At 61.6% G+C, this 16944-nt stretch carries 18 protein-coding genes; all 18 read right to left on the bottom strand.

Annotation, left to right across the window (positions count from 1 at the left end; genetic code table 11):
* Positions 1-10: 10 nt before the first annotated feature.
* Genes WFP39_RS00965 through WFP39_RS00880 form a run of 18 tightly spaced genes read right to left on the bottom strand, consistent with a single transcriptional unit; the run spans position 11 to position 16943 of the window.
* Positions 11-295 carry a DUF1467 family protein gene (locus tag WFP39_RS00965; protein WP_336917242.1) on the bottom strand — a complete coding sequence of 95 codons (285 nt, stop codon included), beginning with the start codon at positions 293-295 and terminating at the stop codon, positions 11-13.
* A complete protein-coding gene (locus WFP39_RS00960) occupies positions 292-1953 on the bottom strand; it encodes a ribonuclease J (protein ID WP_336917241.1) in 1662 nt (553 codons plus the stop codon). Before WFP39_RS00960 ends, WFP39_RS00965 begins: the two co-directional genes overlap by 4 nt.
* 19 nt (positions 1954-1972) lie before the next feature.
* Positions 1973-2749: a type III pantothenate kinase gene (locus WFP39_RS00955; RefSeq protein ID WP_336917240.1), complete on the bottom strand. Its 777-nt coding sequence runs from the start codon at positions 2747-2749 to the stop codon at positions 1973-1975.
* Positions 2749-3474, bottom strand: coding sequence for a biotin--[acetyl-CoA-carboxylase] ligase (locus WFP39_RS00950; protein WP_336917238.1), 726 nt, complete (start codon positions 3472-3474; stop codon positions 2749-2751). The genes WFP39_RS00955 and WFP39_RS00950 overlap by 1 nt, the downstream gene beginning before the upstream one ends.
* Before the next feature lies 1 nt (position 3475).
* Positions 3476-4939: an NADH-quinone oxidoreductase subunit NuoN gene (nuoN, locus tag WFP39_RS00945; RefSeq protein ID WP_336917237.1), complete on the bottom strand. Its 1464-nt coding sequence runs from the start codon at positions 4937-4939 to the stop codon at positions 3476-3478.
* Positions 4939-6474 carry an NADH-quinone oxidoreductase subunit M gene (locus WFP39_RS00940; RefSeq protein ID WP_336917236.1) on the bottom strand — a complete coding sequence of 512 codons (1536 nt, stop codon included), beginning with the start codon at positions 6472-6474 and terminating at the stop codon, positions 4939-4941. Before WFP39_RS00940 ends, nuoN begins: the two co-directional genes overlap by 1 nt.
* Positions 6471-8579 (bottom strand): NADH-quinone oxidoreductase subunit L, encoded by a 2109-nt coding sequence (gene nuoL, locus WFP39_RS00935; RefSeq protein ID WP_336917235.1) that lies wholly within the window; start codon positions 8577-8579, stop codon positions 6471-6473. Before nuoL ends, WFP39_RS00940 begins: the two co-directional genes overlap by 4 nt.
* A 7-nt stretch (positions 8580-8586) precedes the next feature.
* Positions 8587-8892: an NADH-quinone oxidoreductase subunit NuoK gene (gene nuoK, locus WFP39_RS00930; protein WP_336917234.1), complete on the bottom strand. Its 306-nt coding sequence runs from the start codon at positions 8890-8892 to the stop codon at positions 8587-8589.
* On the bottom strand, positions 8889-9512 hold the full coding sequence (locus WFP39_RS00925) for an NADH-quinone oxidoreductase subunit J (protein WP_336917233.1): 624 nt from the start codon (positions 9510-9512) through the stop codon (positions 8889-8891). The genes nuoK and WFP39_RS00925 overlap by 4 nt, the downstream gene beginning before the upstream one ends.
* A 26-nt stretch (positions 9513-9538) precedes the next feature.
* Positions 9539-10027 carry an NADH-quinone oxidoreductase subunit NuoI gene (gene nuoI / locus WFP39_RS00920; RefSeq protein WP_336917232.1) on the bottom strand — a complete coding sequence of 163 codons (489 nt, stop codon included), beginning with the start codon at positions 10025-10027 and terminating at the stop codon, positions 9539-9541.
* Complete coding sequence (gene nuoH, locus WFP39_RS00915; protein WP_336917231.1) at positions 10024-11070, bottom strand: NADH-quinone oxidoreductase subunit NuoH; 1047 nt, start codon at positions 11068-11070, stop codon at positions 10024-10026. Before nuoH ends, nuoI begins: the two co-directional genes overlap by 4 nt.
* Positions 11067-13079 carry an NADH-quinone oxidoreductase subunit NuoG gene (nuoG, locus tag WFP39_RS00910; RefSeq protein WP_336917230.1) on the bottom strand — a complete coding sequence of 671 codons (2013 nt, stop codon included), beginning with the start codon at positions 13077-13079 and terminating at the stop codon, positions 11067-11069. Before nuoG ends, nuoH begins: the two co-directional genes overlap by 4 nt.
* Positions 13079-14371: an NADH-quinone oxidoreductase subunit NuoF gene (gene nuoF / locus WFP39_RS00905; RefSeq protein WP_336917229.1), complete on the bottom strand. Its 1293-nt coding sequence runs from the start codon at positions 14369-14371 to the stop codon at positions 13079-13081. The genes nuoG and nuoF overlap by 1 nt, the downstream gene beginning before the upstream one ends.
* Before the next feature lie 33 nt (positions 14372-14404).
* Complete coding sequence (locus tag WFP39_RS00900; protein ID WP_336917228.1) at positions 14405-14551, bottom strand: hypothetical protein; 147 nt, start codon at positions 14549-14551, stop codon at positions 14405-14407.
* Positions 14551-15219 (bottom strand): complex I 24 kDa subunit family protein, encoded by a 669-nt coding sequence (locus tag WFP39_RS00895; RefSeq protein WP_336917227.1) that lies wholly within the window; start codon positions 15217-15219, stop codon positions 14551-14553. The genes WFP39_RS00900 and WFP39_RS00895 overlap by 1 nt, the downstream gene beginning before the upstream one ends.
* A complete protein-coding gene (locus WFP39_RS00890; RefSeq protein WP_336917225.1) occupies positions 15212-15394 on the bottom strand; it encodes a hypothetical protein in 183 nt (60 codons plus the stop codon). Before WFP39_RS00890 ends, WFP39_RS00895 begins: the two co-directional genes overlap by 8 nt.
* A complete protein-coding gene (locus tag WFP39_RS00885; protein WP_336917223.1) occupies positions 15391-15741 on the bottom strand; it encodes a nuclear transport factor 2 family protein in 351 nt (116 codons plus the stop codon). Before WFP39_RS00885 ends, WFP39_RS00890 begins: the two co-directional genes overlap by 4 nt.
* On the bottom strand, positions 15738-16943 hold the full coding sequence (locus tag WFP39_RS00880) for an NADH-quinone oxidoreductase subunit D (RefSeq protein WP_377923206.1): 1206 nt from the start codon (positions 16941-16943) through the stop codon (positions 15738-15740). The genes WFP39_RS00885 and WFP39_RS00880 overlap by 4 nt, the downstream gene beginning before the upstream one ends.
* Position 16944: the final 1 nt, after the last annotated feature.

The raw sequence follows: 16944 nt of genomic DNA, 5'->3' as shown, positions 1-16944 counted from the left end.
GTTGCGGCCGTCAGCTTTCGCCATATCCCGGCGGGGTGCCGAAGAAGTTGATGTCATCCACGGTGATCCAGCCTTGGATATAATTGGCGATATACAGGCCCGTCAGCACTGCGGAAAGCAGCGTGGCGCGCAAGGCCACGCGACCGGGACGGAAATTGACCGGCGCGCTTTCCGCCTGCCCAGGCACTTTGGCAATTCCTGCTTCGTCGGGCGTCTTGACGCCAAAGGGCAGCAGGACGAAGGCGCTCATCACCCAGAAGAGCAAATAGATCGCGATGATCGAGGTCAGCTTCATTGCGCATTCGCCTCCGTTGGCAGGATTACGCGCACCTGCGGTTTCTTGCCTGACCAGCGCTGCGCTGCCCGGCGCGCGGCAAGCCGCGCCGCCTCGCTGACGGTCGCGCGATCACGCGCCGCCGCCCCGCGCAAACCGGTCAGGGCGCGCTTCACGTCCTCCACCGCCTCCTCCACGAACGCGGGATAATCTTCATCCAGCGGCAATCCGATGCCATCCACTTGCACCGCTCCGCCCTTTTCCAGAACAACCAGGACCACGCCGTCACGCGCCATGCGACGGCGCATCGTTATTGCTTCGCCGTCTGCGGGCACGATGATATCGCCGTCCAGCACCAAACGGCCACTGGTCACTTCGGCCAGCTTGACCGGGCCATCGGGTGCAAGGCGCACAATGTCACCATTCTTCTGCACGATCTGGCGCGGAATGCCACATGCCTTGCCGAGCCGGCCCTGCTCCATCATGTGGCGCATTTCTCCGTGCACCGGCACCAGGATTTCAGGGCGAATCCAGGAATAGAGTGCCTCCAGTTCGGGCCTTCCGGGATGGCCGGAAACATGGATGAAACTTTGCCGATCGCTGACCATCACTATGCCCCGCGCGGCGAGCTGGTTCTGAATACGGCCAATCGCCAGCTCGTTACCGGGAATGACCCGGCTGGAAAACAGCACCACATCACCTTCTTCCAGCGAAAGCGGATGCGCCTCATCAGCAATGCGGGCCAATGCTGCGCGCGGTTCCCCCTGCCCGCCGGTTGCCACGATCAGCACCTCGCCCCGGCGCATCTCCATCGCGGTATCAAAATCGACCAGTGTCGGAAAGTCAGCGAGATAACCGTTGGCCTGAGCCACCTCGATAATGCGTTCAAGCGACCGCCCCGCAATGCAGAGGCTCCGCCCGGTCTCGCGCGCTACATCGCCCAGCGTCTGGAGCCGCGCGACATTGGACGCGAAGGTCGTCACGAGCACGCGGCGTCCCTTGTGCTTGCGCACTTCCTCCAGCAGGCCCTGATATACCGCACCTTCGGAACCCGATGCCGCAGGATTGAAGACATTGGTGGAATCGCACACCAGCGCCAATATGCCCTCGTCGCCGAGGGCGCACAGTTCATCCTCGCTGGCGGGCACACCAATGATCGGGTCCTCGTCCAGCTTCCAGTCACCAGTGTGGAAAATGCGGCCGAACGGCGTTTCGATCAGCAGCGCATTGCCCTCGGCAATCGAGTGAGCGAGCGGGATATAGCGGACAGTGAAGGGCCCCACATCGAACGCGCCATCCTCCTCCTCGATAATATTCAGTTCAATGGCGTCGGCATTGCCCGCCTCTTCCAGCTTGCGCAGGATCAGGTCGGCGGTGAAGGGTGTTGCGTAAAGCGGCACCCCCAGATCAGCCGCGAAATAGGGGATTGCGCCGATATGATCCTCGTGCGCGTGGGTCAGCACGATACCGCAAAGATCCTTGGCCCGATCTTCGATGAACTGCAGATCGGCAAACATCAGTTCGGTGCCCGGATATTCCTGTGCGCCGAAACTCATGCCCAGATCGACCATCATCCATTGCCCCCGACAGCCATAAAGATTGACGTTCATGCCAATCTCGCCCGACCCGCCCAGCGCCAGGAACAGCAATTCGTCTTCAGGCGTGTAATCTCGTCTCATCTCGGTTCCGATTGGGTTTTCAGCCTGCTGCGCGGGCGGCAAGCATGGCCAACCCCTGCAACGTAAGATCGCCGTCAACGGCGTCGAATATGTCGCTGTGCTGGTCAAACAGCACGGCCAGCCCGCCCGTGGCGATCACCTTGGCCGGGCGGCCGATCTCGGCCCGGATGCGTGCAATCAACCCTTCCATCATCGCCACATAGCCCCAGAACACGCCGATCAGCATCTGATCTTCGGTATTTGTGCCGATCACGCTGGAACTGCGCGGTTGTTCAATGGCGATGCGAGGCAGCTTGGCGGTGTTGGATACCAGCGCATCCAGCGACAGATTGATCCCCGGCGCAATGATCCCGCCGCGATAGGCGCCGTGCGCGTCCACCACATCAAAGGTCGTCGCGGTGCCAAAGTCGATCACGATCAGATCGCCTTCATATTTCGCATGGGCCGCCAGGGCGTTAACCGCGCGGTCGGCTCCAAGGCTGCGTGGTTCATCCACCCGAATGGGAAACGGCCAGGCAGCAGGGCCTTCGCCGGCAAACAGCGGATCGACACCGAAATATTTCTGCGCCAGCACCTCCAGATTGTGGCGAGCACGGGGAACCACGCTGCACACGATCATCGTAGAGACATCGCTGCGCGAAAGCCCTTCAATCTGCATCAATTGCAGCAGCCAGACAGCGTATTCATCGCCGGTGCGGCGCGGATCGGTGGCGATGCGCCAGCGGGTGCGCATCGCTTCGCCTTCGAACATGGCGAAAACCACATTGGTGTTGCCAACATCGACGGCGAGCAGCATCAATCCCTCTCCAGCATCACATCGCCTGCATGGATGACCTGCGTGGTGCCGTCATCGAGGGCGAGGCGCAAGGCTCCGTCAGCCGCCAGTCCCATATAGGTGCCGCTCACCTTTTCGCCAGTGGCGCAATGCACGCTGAGCCGGGAGCCGGCCCGATGAGCCGCTGCTTCCCAGCGGGCGAGGAGGGGGCCCGCCCCATATTCGCGCCAGCGCGCCAATTCGTCGGCCATGCTGTGCGCCAGATCTGCGGCAAACAGGTTGCGATCAGTCGGCGCCCCTACCGCGGCCAGCGCAAGAGTCTGACGCCCCGCAATTCGCGGCGCGGCGGCAAGGTTCACACCTATGCCAATCACCGCGAATGGCCCCTCACGTTCGAGCAGAATGCCGCAGAACTTGGCGCCCGAAAGCAGCACATCGTTGGGCCATTTGAGTATCAGCGTTTCCGGCCGGGCCACGCGTCCGGATGCAGCTCTATAGACCGCGAGCGCGGCGACAAAGGACAGGCTTGACACAGGAGGGTCGCCTTCCCGCAGGTGCACAAGTGTCGAGCCCATGAAATTGCCCGGTGCGTCAAGCCAGGCCCGCCCCTGTCGCCCGCGCCCAGACGTCTGGCGATTGGCAATCAGCCAATAGCCTTCTGCCAGAGTCTCGCCCTTGGCAAGGCGCGCCAGTAGGTCGGAATTGGTCGAACCCGTCTCGGCAATGATGTCGATCTGCGGGCTCAACTCAACCGGCAAAGAACAGCGTTGCCGCCGCGTTGTCTGCCAGTCCGCCCAGCCAGCCCGTCGCCAGCCATGCAACCGGAGAAATCACGAGTGTGGCGATCGCCAGAAGCGCCCAATGCGCCCAGTCGCTCTTTCCCTTCACGCGGTCCACGGCCTCGTCAAAGAACATCACCTTGATGAACTTGAGATAGTAGAACGCGCCAATCACGCTTGCGGCAATGCCAACCGCAGCCAGCGCAATCAAATTAGCCTCAACCGCTGCTTGGAACACCACCAGCTTGCCGTAAAAGCCCATCAGCGGCGGAATGCCCGCAAGGCTGAACATGATCAGCAGCAGGCACCAGGCCAAGGCAGGCTGCGTAGTAGAAAGTCCCTTGATGTCGCCAAAGGTCTCCAGCGGGTTACCGTCTGCATCCTTCAGCATCATCACAGCGACGAAGCTTCCCACCGTCATGGCGGTGTAGAACGCCAGGTAAACCAGCATCGCGCTGGCACCCGCCACGCTGGCCGTGGCGAGGCCGATCAGGATGAAGCCAACATTGTTGATCGACGAAAAGGCGAGCAGGCGCTTGATATTGTCCTGACCAATCGCACCCAGAGCGCCCACCACGATGGAAGCTATCGCCGCAAAGCCGACGATCTGCTGCCAGGCAAAGGGCTGGCTGCCAAATGCCTCCAAAGAGACCCGCGCCAGCAGTGCCACCGCCGCAACCTTGGGCGCGCTGGCGAAGAACATGGTGACGGGTGTGGGCGCGCCTTCGTACACATCGGGCGTCCACATATGGAAGGGCACCGCGCTGATTTTGAAGGCCAGCCCTGCCAGAACGAAAATCACGCCCATGAGCAGACCGCCCGACAGGCCATCTGCCATCGCCGCATTGATGCCGCCGAAGGAAGTCGTCCCCGCAAAGCCGTAAATCAGGCTGGAGCCGAACAGGAGAATGCCCGAAGCCAGCGCGCCCAGCACGAAATATTTCAGACCCGCCTCAGCCGACTTGTCATCATCGCGCAGAAACGCGGCGAGGACATAGGAGGCAAGGCTGGTGAGTTCGAGGCCGATGTACAGCGCCACCAGATCGGTCGCCGAAACCATGATGCTCATGCCCAGCGCCGAAAACAGCACCAGCACGGCAAATTCGGGGCGCGACGCCTTTATCCGGTCGAAACAGGCTGGCGCCACCACCAACACAGCGCCCGCGGCGGCATAAATCAGCAGCTTGGCGAAGCCGGCAAAGGCATCCATCCGCAGCTGGCCGTAGAAGGCGATTGTGTCCGCACCCGACATCCCCGCGCAGACCGTCGGCGCAACGAGGAAGAAGGCACCGCCCAGCGCCACGCAGGAGGCGATCGAAACAGGGCGCGCGGCATCATTGCCGCCCCACGCAGCAAAGAGCAGCATGATGAGGCCCGACAAGGCGAGGACCAGTTCCGGAATGACCAGTCCGAGGGAAGAAGTGAGATCCATCAGTGCGCTCCCCCGTGCGCTGCATGTTCATCAATTTGGACAGGTGCCGCCTCGCCAATCCGCAGGCGCGCATCGCCTTCGGGCTTCACCCGTTCAAGACGGGCATCGAGAGCAGCGATATCGGCGCGCATCGGCGCAAGGAAGCTCTCCGGATACACGCCCATCCACAAAACGGCGGCGGCAATCGGACCCAGCATGACCCATTCGCGCAGCGACAGATCAGGCATCGCGGCCGCATCGGCATTCTTCTGTTCGCCAAAACAAACCCGGCGGTAAAGGTAGAGCATATAGGCCGCCCCCAGAATGATGCCCGTGGTGCAGACAAAGGCCACCCAGCTCGACACCTGATAAACGCCCGCAAGGCTCAGGAATTCGCCCACAAAGCCGCTAGTGCCGGGGAGGCCGATGCTCGCCATGGTGAACAGCAGGAAGAACAGCGCGTATTTCGGCATGTTGATCGACAATCCGCCATAGCGGTCAATCTCACGCGTATGCAGCCGGTCGTAAATGATGCCCACGCACAGGAACAGAGCGCCAGACACCAGGCCGTGGCTCAGCATGACGATCATTGCGCCTTCCAGCCCCTGCACATTGAAGGCGAACAGGCCCACTGTCACAATCGCCATATGCGCGACCGAGCTGTAGGCGATCAGCTTCTTCATGTCGTGCTGCACCAGCGCGATCAGGCTGGTGACAACCACCGCCACCATGCTGAGCGCAAAGACCAGCCACATGAACTGCACGCTCGCTTCGGGGAACATCGGCAGGCTGAAGCGGATGAATCCATAACCGCCAAGCTTGAGAAGCACGCCCGCCAGAATCACAGAGCCCGCCGTGGGAGCCTGCACGTGCGCCGCGGGAAGCCAGGTGTGCACCGGCCACATCGGCATCTTCACGGCAAAGCTGGCAAAGAAGGCAAGCCACAGCCATGTCTGCGCGGAGGGCGCAAAATCGTACTGCATCAGCGTGGGAATATCGGTGGTTCCCGCTTCACGCGCCATCCACAGCATGGCGATGAACATCAGCACCGAGCCGAGCAGAGTGTAGAGGAAGAACTTGTAGCTCGCGTAAATGCGATCCGCCCCGCCCCAGATGCCGATTATCAGATACATCGGGATCAGGCCGGCTTCGAACATGATGTAGAACAGGAACAGATCCTGCGCAGCGAAGGTGCCCACCATCAGCACTTCCATGAACAGGAAGGCCGCCATGTATTCGCCCACGCGCTTGTCGATCGAATGGCTGGCCAGGATGCAGATCGGCATCAAGAACACGCTGAGCATGATGAGCATCAACGCGATGCCATCGATCCCCAGCGCCCACTGGAAGCCGGCAAACAGGTTTGCCCGTTCGACAAACTGCCACTGGTCGCCGCCAATGTCGTAATTGGCCCACAGCACCACGCCCAGCGCCAAGTTCACCAGCGTCGCCACCAGCGCAATGGTGCGTGCCATCTGCGCCTGCGCAAAGAAACACGCCACTGCGCCCAGCAGCGGCACCAGCAGCATCACGGAAAGAATGGGAAAGCCGCTCATGCGAAAATCACCCAGCTGATCGCGGCAACAAGGCCGAGCAGCATCACCAGAGCATAGGAATTGAGATAGCCCGACTGGACCTTCTTGGCGAGGATAGCACCCTTCTCCACCACATAGGCGGCACCATCGGGGCCAAAACGGTCAATCACGCCGATATCGCCCTTCTGCCAGAACACGCGGCCCAGCCACTGCGCAGGCAGGACGAAGACGAAGTGATACAGCTCGTCAAACATCCACTTGCGGTAGACGAAGCGGTAGATCGGCCCCAGCTGATCGGCCACCTGCCCCGGAAAGCTGGTGTTGCGGATATAGCCATACCACGCCGTCAGCAGGCCCATCAGCATCACCACCAGCGCCGAATACTTCACCCAATACGGCACTTCGTGCATCGCGTGCATCAGCGCCTCGTTGTAAGCGATGGAGCCGTTCCAGAAGGCCGCGCTATCGAGGAACGCACCCTTGAACACATAGCCTGCCGCCACCGCGCCGATTGAAAGGATCACCAGCGGGGTGAGCATCACCCATGGGCTTTCATGCGGGTGATAGCCGCCTGTCCCTTCATGATGATCGGGGTCGGGCACCGAATGCGCCGCATCATGCCCGGCATGTTCCTGCGCAGGGGCGTTGTCTTCCACTTCGCCGTGGCCATGGGTGCCGTGCGTATGATCGTCGTGTCCATGGCCGTGCGCATCGTGCAGTGCGTGCTGGATATGCTCGCTCTGCGCCCAGCGCGGCTTGCCCCAGAAAGTAAGGAACATCAGGCGCCACGAATAGAAACTGGTCAGCAGCGCCGCGAACACGCCCACCCAGAAGGCGAACATCGCGACCTCGGTGCCCTTGGCAAAGGCCACCTCGATGATCGCGTCCTTCGAAAAGAAGCCCGCAAAACCGAGGCCAAGATGATAGATGCCCACGCCGGTAATCGCCAGCGTGCCAGCCATCATCGCCCAGAAGGTGATCGGGATCTCCTTACGCAGGCCGCCGTAATAGCGCATGTCCTGTTCATGGTGCATCGCATGGATCACACTGCCCGCGCCCAGGAACAGCAGCGCCTTGAAGAAAGCGTGCGTGAACAGGTGGAACATCGCCGCGCCATAGGCGCCAACACCGGCAGCGAAGAACATGTAGCCAAGCTGCGAGCAGGTCGAATAGGCGATCACCCGCTTGATGTCCCACTGCGTGGTGCCGACCGTGGCGGCAAACAGGCAGGTGGCTGCACCGATGAAGGTGACAACGTCCAGCGCAATCGGGGCTGCCTCGAACATCGGCGACAGGCGGCACACCATGAACACGCCCGCAGTCACCATGGTAGCGGCGTGGATCAGCGCGGAAACTGGCGTCGGCCCTTCCATCGCGTCAGGCAGCCAGGTGTGCAGGCCCAACTGCGCACTTTTGCCCATCGCGCCAATGAACAGCAGCAGACACAGGATCGTCATCGTGTCGAGCCGCATGCCAAGGAAGGTGATGTGGCTCACCCCCTGCATTGCGGGCGCAGCGTCAAGAATGGCGGGGATGCTGGTGGTCTGAAACACCAGGAAGGTGCCGAAAATGCCCAGCATGAAGCCAAGGTCGCCCACGCGGTTGACCACAAAGGCCTTGATCGCGGCGGCATTGGCCGACGGCTTCTTGAACCAGAAACCGATCAGCAGATAGGAGGCAAGGCCCACCCCTTCCCAACCGAAGAACATCTGCACCAGATTGTCCGCCGTCACCAGCATCAGCATGGCGAAGGTGAACAGCGAGAGATAGGCGAAGAAGCGCGGCTGATCCGGATCCTCCTCCATATAGCCCCAGCTGTAGAGGTGGACGAGCGCCGAAACGCTGGTGATAACCACCAGCATGACAGCCGTCAGCGTGTCGACGCGCAAAGCCCAGTCGAACTCCATCGCGCCTGAACGCACCCAGTCGAGCACGGGGACAACAGTGGCCTCGGCATTGCCTGCCACAAAGCCGAGGAAGATCGGCCAGGACAGCGCGCAGGACAGGAACAAGCCGGCCGTGGTGATCAGCTTGGCAGCCGTATTGCCAATGGCGCGGTTGCCCAGCCCTGCAATCAGGGCGGCCAGCAGCGGCGCGAAAACGATAATCAGGATGGAGGAAGACACGACGGGGTTATCCCTTCATCTGGCTGATATCGTCGACCGCAATCGTGCCGCGGCGACGGAAGTAGATAACCAGGATGGCGAGGCCGATGGCGGCCTCTGCAGCCGCCACGGTGAGCACGAACATGGCAAAAATCTGGCCCGTCAGGTCACCCAGAAAGGCACTGAAAGCCACCAGATTGATATTCACCGCCAGCAGGATCAGCTCGATCGCCATCAAAATGACGATCACGTTCTTGCGGTTGAGGAAAATGCCCATGACGCCCAGCACGAACAGCAGCGAGCTGACCACGATGTAATGTTCGACGCCGATCACAGCTCGACCCCCTTGCCCACCTCAGGTTGCTTCAGTTCGGTCGCGTCTTCCGGCCGGCGCATGTTCTGCTTGGTGATGTTCTGGTGCGCGCGGGTGGCGCGGCTTTCGCGGTGCGTCAGCACGATTGCGCCGATCATCGCCACCAGCAGGATGATGCCCGCCAGTTCGAACAGGAACACATAGCGCGTGTAGAGCAGCGCTCCGATATTCTCGGTATTGCCCTCGCCCAGCAGCGGTGCGGCGCTGCCATCAGGCGTGCCCAGCGTTACCGCGCCGCCGGCATTGGCGGCCACTATCGCCACGAAAAGTTCGACAAACAGCACTACCGCCACAAGCGCGGCGAGCGGCGCGTTCTTGATGAAACCGGCGCGCAGTTCGGCAAAATCGATGTTCAGCATCATGACGACGAACAGGAACAGCACTGCGACCGCGCCGACATAGACGATGATCAGCAGCATCGCGATAAACTCTGCCCCCACCAGCACCATCAGGCCAGCAGCGTTGAAGAAGGCCAGAATCAGCCACAGGACGGAATGCACCGGATTGCGGGCCAGCACGACCAGCGCGCCGGAGGTGATGACCATCACCGCAAACAGATAAAAGGCGAGTGTGTGGATCATGAGTCCCCGTTCAATTGCCCGCGCGCTTAACGATAGGGCGCGTCGGCTTCAAGGTTTGCGGCAATCGCACGCTCCCACTTGTCCCCGTTCGCCAGCAGCTTTGCCTTGTCGTAAAGCAGTTCTTCGCGCGTTTCGGTCGCGTATTCGAAGTTCGGCCCCTCGACGATGGCATCCACCGGGCAGGCTTCCTGGCAGAAACCGCAGTAGATGCACTTGGTCATGTCGATATCGTATCGCGTGGTGCGGCGGCTGCCATCCTCGCGCGGTTCCGCCTCGATGGTGATCGCCTGCGCCGGGCACACCGCTTCGCACAGCTTGCACGCAATGCAGCGCTCCTCGCCATTGGGATAACGGCGCAGCGCGTGCTCACCCCGGAAACGGGGCGAAAGCGGGTTCTTCTCGAACGGATAGTTGATCGTCACCTTGGGCTTGAAGAGATATTTCAGCGTGAGGGCGTGCGCCTTCACGAACTCCCACAAGGTGAACGATTTGATGAGGTGTGCGACAGTGGTCATGAATAATGCCCCGTGGCCATCAGATAGCCCGATACTACGAAGACGAAGATCAGCGAAAGCGGCAGGAACACCTTCCAGCCAAGGCGCATCAGCTGGTCATACCGATACCGCGGCACGGTCGCCATCACCCAGCTGAACATGAAGAAGAAGAACAGGATCTTCAACAACAGCCAAACGATCCCCGGCACGGCGTAGAGCGGCTCCCAATCGACCGGCGGCAACCAGCCCCCGAAGAACAGGATGGCCGAGAGCGCGCACATCAGCAGGATGTTGGCATATTCGCCCAGCCAGAACAGCGCGAAGGACATCGACGAATATTCGGTCTGGTATCCCGCGACCAGCTCGCTCTCCGCTTCGGTCAGGTCGAAGGGAACGCGCTGCGTTTCGGCGAGCGCCGAGATAAAGAACATCACCCAGATCGGGAACAGCAGCGGGTTGAACACGAAGCCGTTGATGAAGCCGAGGCCGTGGCCGCGCTGTGCCTCGATGATCGTATTGAGGTTGAAGCTGTCCGCCCACAGCACCACGCACACGATGATGAAGCCGATCGAGACTTCGTAGGAAATCATCTGCGCGGACGCACGCATGGCGGAGAAGAACGGGTATTTGGAGTTCGACGCCCAGCCCGAAATCACCACACCGTAAACACCCAGCGAGCTGACCGCGAAGATATAGAGCAGGCCGACATTGATGTCAGCCAGCACCGCTTCGGGCCCGAACGGGATCACCGCCCAGCTGAGCAGCGCGACGGTAAAGGTCAGGATCGGCGCGATCAGGAACAGGCCCTTATTCGCCGCGCTGGGGATGATGGTTTCCTGCAGGAACACCTTCAGGCCGTCGGCAAAGCTTTGCAGCAGGCCGAACGGACCGACCACGTTTGGCCCGCGCCGCAGATTGATCGCCGCCCACACCTTGCGGTCCATATAGATGATCATGGCCACGCCCAGCATCAGCGGCAGCGCGATCAGCAGAATCCCGGCCATGGTCGCAAAGAACCAGGCCCATTGATAGGTCATGCCGAGCGATTGGAAGAAAGCGGTCATTCCGCAGCCTCCTTCATCTCGACGCCGTGGAGCAGTTCATCCGAACAGCGCTGCATCACCGCGCTGGCGCGGGCAATGGCGTTGGTGAGGTAGAAATCCTTGATCGGATAGCGAATGTCGCCTTCGGGCTTCTCCGGCCCGGCTACACTGGCAGGCAACGCGCCGTAATCGGCCCGTTCGCCCTCGTTACCCAGCGCAGGCACGGCGGCCACCATTGCAGCGCGCAGTTCGTGGAAGCTGTCAAAGCCTACCGTCACGCCCAGCGCATCGGCGAGCGCGCGCAGGATCGTCCAATCCTCGCGCGCTTCGCCCGGTGCAAACACGGCCTTGTCGGCGCGCTGCACCCGGCCTTCGGTGTTCACATAGGTTCCGGGCTTTTCGGTGTAGGCGCTGGCTGGCAGCACAATGTCCGCCGCGTGGGCACCCTTGTCACCGTGATGGCCGATATAGACCTTGAGGCTTTCGGGGAATTTGCTGAAATCCACCTCGTCCGCGCCCAGCGCCAGCAGCACCTTGGGCTTGGCGGCGGCCAGATCAGCTATCCCGCCCTTCGACACGAAGCCCAGCATGACCGCACCCATGCGCGCCGCCGCCATGTGCAGCGCGTTGAAGCCGTTCCAGCCATCCTTGATGACGCCCAGATCATGCGCCAGCTTGAGCGCAGCGGCATGAGCACCGGCGGCAAAGCCCGCCCCGCCCAGGATAATCGCCGGACGGGCGGCGTTCTTCAGCGCCTCAGTGACTTCGGAAGGCAGATTGCCAAGCACCGCAACATCCGCGCCAAGGAAGGTGGCGCGATAGGTGGTTTCCCATTCCGGCCCGACCACAAAGACCTTTGCGCCGTTCTTGGCCGCCTTGCGCAGGCGCACATTCACCAGCGGCGCTTCCCAGCGCACATGGCTGCCGATAATCAGCACCGCATCAGCTGTTTCTATCCCGGCAAAACCGGAATTGAAGTTGATCGCCGACAGGCTGGAACAATCGTAGTCCATGCCCGTCTGGCGGCTTTCCAGGAGCGATGAACCGCTTGCGGCGAGCAGCGCCTTGGCGGCGAACATGGTCTCGCAATCAAGCAGATCGCCTGCCACGGCGGCAATCGAATTGCCGGGCTTGGCTGCGGCGATCTTTTCGAAAGCCTCCTCCCAGCTTGCCTCGGCCAGCTTGCCACTCTTGCGGATCCAGACCTTGTCGAGTCGGCGGCGCGTCAATCCGTCGATCTGGTAACGCGCCTTGTCCGAAATCCATTCCTCGTTCACATCATCATTGATGCGCGGCAACACGCGGAGCACTTCGCGGCCGCGGCTGTCGATGCGGATATTGGCGCCGACCGCGTCGGACACGTCGATGCCCAGCGTCTTCTTCAACTCCCACGGACGCGCTTCGAAGGCGTAGGGATTGCTGGTGAGCGCGCCCACCGGGCAGAGGTCGATCACATTGGCGCTCAGCTCGTGCTTGGCGGCCTTTTCCAGATAGGTCGTGATCTGCATGTCTTCGCCGCGATAGAGCGCGCCGATTTCGTCCACGCCCGCAATCTCTTCGGAAAAGCGGACGCAGCGGGTGCAGTGGATGCAGCGCGTCATCGTGGTCTTGATCAGTGGACCCATGTATTTGTCGGTGACCGCACGCTTGTTCTCGTCATAGCGGCTGACGCCCCGGCCATAGGCCATGGCCTGATCCTGCAAATCGCATTCGCCGCCCTGATCGCAAATCGGGCAATCAAGTGGGTGGTTGATGAGGAGGAACTCCATCACGCCTTCCCGCGCCTTCTTGACCATTTCGCTGTCAGTGCGGATCTCCTGCCCCTCGGCAGCGGGCAGCGCGCAGCTCGCCTGCGGTTTGGGCGGCCCCGGCTTCACCTCGACCAGGCACATGCGGCAATTGCCCGCAATGCTGAGCCGTTCGTGATAGCAGAAGCGCGGGATTTCCTTGCCCGCCAGCTCGCACGCCTGCAGCACGGTTGCCCCGGCGGGAACCTCGATTTCCTGTCCGTCTACGGTGACCTTGAGCATTATTCGGCAGCCTCTGCAAACTTGGCTTCACGCTCCGCAATACGGCGCTCGATTTCGGGGCGGAAGTGGCGGATGAGGCCCTGGATCGGCCATGCCGCTGCATCGCCCAGCGCGCAGATCGTATGGCCTTCGACCTGCTTGGTTACCTGATGGAGCATGTCGATTTCCTCGACTCGCGCATCGCCGGTTTCGAGCCGTGTCATCACGCGCCACATCCAGCCCGTGCCTTCGCGGCACGGCGTGCACTGGCCGCAGCTTTCGTGCTTGTAGAAATAGGACAGGCGGCTGATCGCGCGGACAATATCGGTGCTCTTGTCCATCACGATGACGCCCGCCGTGCCAAGGCCGGAGCCGAGTTCGCGCAAGCCATCGAAATCCATATGCGCGTGGCGGATCTGTTCGGCCGGCACCAGCGGAACCGAGGATCCGCCGGGGATCACCGCCAACAGATTGTCCCACCCGCCGCGAATGCCGCCGCAGTGCTTCTCGATCAGCTCCTCGAAAGTGATGCTCATCGCTTCTTCGACCACGCAGGGCTTGTTCACGTGCCCGCTGATCTGGAACAGCTTGGTGCCCTTGTTGTTCTCGCGCCCGAAGCTGGCGAACCAGCTGGCCCCGCGCCGCAAGATGGTGGGCACCACGGCGATCGATTCCACATTGTTCACCGTGGTGGGGCATCCATAAAGGCCCGCACCTGCCGGGAAAGGCGGCTTCAAGCGCGGCTGGCCCTTCTTGCCTTCCAGGCTTTCGATCATCGCGGTTTCTTCGCCGCAGATATAGGCGCCTGCGCCGCGGTGGACGAAGACATCGAAATCATAGCCCGATCCGGCCGCGTTCTTGCCCAGCAGACCCGCTGCATAAGCTTCCGCCACGGCGGCGAACAGCGTTTCGGCCTCGCGGATGTATTCGCCGCGAATGTAGATATAGGCCGCCCGCGCGCGCATCGCGAACCCGGCGATGAGCGCGCCTTCGATCAGCTTGTGCGGATCGTGGCGGATGATCTCACGGTCCTTGCACGAACCCGGCTCGGATTCGTCGGCATTGATCACCAGGAAGCTGGGCCGTCCGTCTTTGCTCTCTTTGGGCATGAAGGACCACTTCATCCCGGTGGGGAAGCCCGCCCCGCCGCGCCCGCGCAGCCCCGACGCCTTGATCTCGTCGATGATCGCGTCTTGCCCGACTTCCATCAGCTTTTTCGTGTTGTCCCAATCGCCGCGTTTCTGCGCAGCGGAAAGGTTCCACGGCTGGAAGCCATAGACATTGGTGAAGATGCGATCCTTATCAGCGAGCATTTGCGAGCGCCTCAACAAGGTTTCCGGACAGGCTCATGCCATGCCTCCATTTGCGAACACATAGGCCCCGGCGAGCAGCACGATGCCCACCAGCGCCGCCGTCTTGACGATGCCGACCAGCACCTTCCACGCGACGAACACCAGCAGCAGCGCCACCAGAATGGGGAGCAGCAATTCCATCACCATTCACCCCGGTAATCGTGGTTTTCGGTGACCATGGCGTGGAGCGACGACAGCGCGCCCGCCGGCTCGCAGCTATGGCGGCCCGGTTCCTGCGTGCCGGTCTTGGGCTGCTCGCCGCGCGCCAGCGCATCGAGCACGGCGTCAAGCCGTTCGGGCGTCAGATCCTCGTAATTGTCGTCGTTGATCTGGACCATCGGCGCAGTGGCGCAATTGCCCATGCACTCCACCTCGGTCAGCGTCCACATGCCGTCTTCGGTGGTATAGCCCTTCTTCATGCCGCGCTTCTTGCAGGCTGCCATAATGTCGTCGCTGCCGCGCAGCATGCACGGCGTGGTTCCGCAGACCTGCACGTGGAATTTGCCCACAGGCACCAAGTTGTACATGAAATAGAAGCTGGCGACCTCGACCACGCGAATGATCGGCATGTCGAGTTCGCGCGCGACATATTCCATTACCGGCAGGGGCAGCCAGCCTTGTGTGCCGGTTTCCGCGCCCACCTGACGCTGCGCCAGATCGAGCAGCGGCATCACCGCGCTGCGCTGCCGCCCTTCGGGATAGCGGGCGATGATTTCCTTCACCTTTTCCGCGTTTTCCGGCGTCCAGGCGAAATTGCCCCAGCGCGCGCGCAGTTCGGGCGTATCGGGTGCAAGGTGACGATTAGCCACGGGTCAGCCTCCGTTCGAGGTAACGGCCCAGATACAGGCCGATCACGGCGGCAATGGCCGTGGAGAGAACTTCCTTCACGCTTGCCGCGCCGTGAAACACGGCCAGATATGCCGCCACAGCCGAAGCGAACATCGCCAGCGCGGCGATGAAGATGAAGATTTCGCGCAGGATCACCGGATGAACTCCACGCGGGCGCATTTGTCGCCTTCGAAAGTATAGACCGCGATCACATCGAACGGTTCGACCAGCGGCGAGCCATCGCTGGCAGGCCCGCGCGTCACGTGTTCGCGGAACAGCACGTAATTGCCGATGGCCTGCCGCTCGACGATCTCGGCGCGGTTCTGCGGCCATTTGGCGAAAGCGGCGGCAAGGCCCGAACGCGTGCCTTCCTTGCCCTCGCGCACGACATCGCCCCGATAGTTCGCCTCGCAGGCGTCATCCGTCATGTAGCTGACGTAGAGGTCCACGTCCTGCGCATTGTAGGCCGCGATCATTGCTTCGGCGGTCGCCAGATTGCTCACCGGTCACACTCCCCGAACACCACGTCGATCGCGCCGAGGATGGCAGTCGCATCGGGTAGCATGTGGCCCTTGGACATGAAGTCCATTGCCTGCAGGTGGCTGAAGGCAGTCGGGCGGATCTTGCAGCGATAGGGTTTGTTCGAGCCGTCGCTGACCAGATAGACGCCGAATTCGCCCTTGGGGCTTTCGGTCGCCACATAGACTTCGCCCGCGGGCACATGGAATCCTTCGGTGTAGAGCTTGAAGTGGTGGATCAGCGCTTCCATGCTCTGCTTCATCTCAGCGCGCTTGGGCGGCACGACCTTGCGGTCAAGGCTCGCCACCGGGCCTTCGGGCATTTCGGCAAGGCACTGCTTGATGATGCGGGCGGACTGATACACTTCCTGCACGCGCACCATGAACCGGTCATAACAGTCCGAATTGGTGCCCACCGGAATGTCGAAATCCATCCGGTCATACACTTCGTAGGGCTGGCTCTTGCGGATATCCCACGGGATGCCCGCCGCGCGGATCATCGGGCCGGAAAAGCCCCAGCGCACCGCGTCTTCCTTGCTCACCACCGCGATATCGACATTGCGCTGCTTGAAGATGCGGTTGTCCATGACAAGCGACATCGCATCGCCGAACAGTTCGGGCAGCCGCTTATCGACCCAGTCGCCAATATCGGTCAGCAGCTTGAGCGGCACGTCCTGGTGCACGCCGCCGGGGCGCAGATAGGCGTGGTGCATGCGCGCGCCGCTCATCCGCTCGAAGAAGTTCATGCAGTCTTCGCGCAGTTCGAAAACCCAGAGGTTGGGCGTCATCGCGCCCACATCCATCACATGCGCGCCGATATTGAGCATGTGGTTGCAGATGCGCGTCAGCTCGGCAAACAGCACGCGCAGATATTGCGCGCGGATCGGCACCTCGACATTCAGCAGCTTCTCGATGGCGAGAACATAGGAATGTTCCATCGCCAGCGGGGAGCAGTAATCGAGCCGGTCGAAGTAGGGCAGCGCCTGAAGGTAGGTCTTGTGCTCGATCAGCTTTTCGGTGCCGCGATGCAGCAGGCCGACATGGCAATCGATGCGTTCGATGATCTCGCCATCCAGCTCCATCACCATGCGGAGCACGCCGTGCGCCGCAGGGTGCTGCGGGCCGAAATTGATCGTGTAATTGCTGATCTTCTCGCCGGAAGTGGTCGGCGATTCTTCGAGCATCATG

The sequence above is a fragment of the Alteraurantiacibacter lauratis genome, from assembly GCF_037154155.1.
GTDB classification, from domain to species: Bacteria; Pseudomonadota; Alphaproteobacteria; order Sphingomonadales; family Sphingomonadaceae; genus Alteraurantiacibacter; species Alteraurantiacibacter lauratis.
Note: the sequence above shows the minus strand (reverse complement) of the source record. Positions and strands in the feature narration are given on the sequence as shown.